2 protein-coding genes are annotated in these 2095 nt (G+C 49.9%); both read right to left on the minus strand.

What is annotated here, in order from left to right:
• Positions 1-1380 (minus strand): ATP-dependent protease ATPase subunit HslU (gene hslU, locus AC1DWB_RS34025; protein ID WP_477545498.1); only part of this gene is annotated, 1380 nt, incomplete at its 3' end.
• A 24-nt stretch (positions 1381-1404) separates the two neighbouring features.
• A complete protein-coding gene (gene hslV / locus AC1DWB_RS34030; RefSeq protein WP_477545499.1) occupies positions 1405-1947 on the minus strand; it encodes an ATP-dependent protease subunit HslV in 543 nt (180 codons plus the stop codon).
• Between the last annotated feature and the right edge of the window lie 148 nt (positions 1948-2095).

Raw genomic sequence — 2095 nt, forward strand, 5'->3', positions numbered from 1 at the left:
ATTTTGGGCGATGTCTGCTATTTTATCCTTCACATACTCAGGAGTAATGATGATCTCCTCCAGCGTGATATCCGGCGCTTCGAAGGACAGGTCCTCCAACAGCTTCTCTAATATCGTGTGCAGTCGCCGAGCCCCGATGTTATCGGTGTTTTGATTAACCTCAGCGGCAATCCGCGCAATTTCCTCGATAGCCTCATCCGAAAACTCAACACGGATTCCTTCCGTTTCAAGCAATGCCGTATACTGTTTGGTGAGCGCGTTCTTGGGTTCCTTCAAAATCAACACGAAGTCTTCCTTCGTCAGGTTCGTGAGCTCGACGCGAATCGGGAATCTTCCTTGCAATTCTGGGATAAGGTCCGACGGCTTCGCCGTGTGGAACGCTCCAGCAGCCACGAAGAGCACGTAATCGGTCTTGATAGGGCCATACTTGGTCATAATGGTAGAACCTTCTACAATCGGCAATATGTCGCGCTGGACGCCTTCTCGGGATACGTCTGGTCCTGAACCACGTCCGGCGCTCGCGATCTTGTCGATCTCGTCGATGAATATAATGCCGGATTGTTCGGCACGACGAATCGATTCTTGGATGACCTCGTCCATATCGAGCAGCTTCTGCGCTTCTTCCTGGATAAGAACAAGACGTGCTTCCTTGACCATCAGCTTGCGCTTCTTGAACCGCTTGGGCATCAGGTTGCCGAACATTTCCTGCATGTTCATCCCCATCTGCTCATTACCTTGTCCTGCGAACATATCCATCATCGATGGAGTGCTGTCCTCGACCTCAATCTCAATCGGATCATTCTCCAGCTCGCCCCGAAGCAGCTTCTCCTTCATTTCGGAACGCTTTTGCAATAACGACGAATCGTGTTCCGGCTCTTCCTGCTGGTTCTGATTCGCTCCGCCGAACAACATCTCAAGCGGATTCCGCTGCGTCTTCGTGCTCTTGCCGGAGGGAACAAGAATGTTCACGATCCGATCATTCGCTAGTTGCTCCGCCTTATCCTTAAGCTTGTCGGTCTTCTCTGCCTTCACAATGCGGATTGAAGTTTCCACAAGATCCCGAACCATCGATTCAACATCTCGGCCAACGTAACCAACCTCGGTAAATTTGGTAGCTTCCACTTTAATGAAAGGAGCATTCACCAATTTCGCCATACGGCGAGCGATCTCGGTCTTCCCCACCCCGGTAGGACCGATCATTAATATATTTTTGGGAACAATCTCATCGCGAATCGCTTCATCCAGCTTGTGGCGGCGGTACCGATTGCGCAAGGCGACAGCTACTGACTTCTTCGCTTTCTTCTGACCTACAATATATTTGTCCAACTCGGCAACGATTTGTCTTGGCGTCCATTCAGCTTTGTTCGTGGATATGGTCATGGTCGATGTTGCGCCCCCCAACAATTATGAAATCTCTTCCACAATAATGTTATGATTCGTAAATACACATATGTCAGCAGCCGTTTCCAACGCAGCACGAGCGATTTCCTTCGCATCCAGATGGGTAGCATATCGCTTCAGAGCACGCCCCGCAGCAAGAGCGAACGATCCGCCCGAACCGATAGCCAGCACACCGTCATCAGGTTCGATGATCTCACCATTACCGGAAATCAGCAGCAAGTATTGTGCGTCCATCACGATCATCATCGCTTCCAAGCGACGTAATACACGGTCTGATCTCCAATCCTTGGCAAGCTCTACAGCGGCTCGTTGTAAATTACCTTGATGCTCTTCCAGCTTAGCCTCGAATTTCTCAAACAAAGTAATGGCATCAGCCACGGAGCCGGCAAATCCCGCTACAACTTTACCGCGGTACAGTCTGCGTACTTTTTTGGCTTGCTGCTTCATGACCATGCTGTTGCCGAATGTCACTTGACCATCTCCGGCGATCGCCCCCTTGCCTTCGTGACGCACGGCGAATATCGTCGTCGCATGAAAAGTATCCATTAGTTCGCCCTCCCGGTTTCGAATAATAGCTAATAAGCTAAAGAATATGCGCACAAACAAGAAACAGCACCAAACGCATCGATCGGCTGCTGTTTCAGGAATACGTTCAATTGTAGTAGAGACTGGGATTTATGATTTGGATATACTC

Source organism: Paenibacillus sp. P4_E11 (assembly GCF_056401635.1).